This is a genomic window from Pantoea sp. GbtcB22 (assembly GCF_019091025.1).
Lineage (GTDB): Bacteria > Pseudomonadota > Gammaproteobacteria > Enterobacterales > Enterobacteriaceae > Pantoea > Pantoea leporis.
Map to the genome: position 1 here is coordinate 1 of NZ_JAGXKB010000566.1, position 247 is coordinate 247.

Here is a 247-nt window from a genome sequence, read left to right on the forward strand (position 1 = left end):
GCAAAAAAATATCAAAGCCTCACGAGTGAACACATAATGAAATTCATTATGACGTTTTACAGATGAGCAACGCTGAACTGGTTTCTGCAAATCAAACTTAAATTGAAGAGTTTGATCATGGCTCAGATTGAACGCTGGCGGCAGGCCTAACACATCCAAGTCGAACGGTAGCACAGAGAGCTTGCTCTGGGGTGACGAGCGGCGGACGGGTGAGTAATGTCTGGGAAACTGCCCGATGGAGGGGGAT

Annotated in this window: 1 rRNA gene; it reads left to right on the forward strand. The window is 47.4% G+C overall.

The window, feature by feature from the left end:
• Positions 1-99: 99 nt before the first annotated feature.
• Positions 100-247 (forward strand): 16S ribosomal RNA (locus tag KVT28_RS25990); the annotation flags it as partial.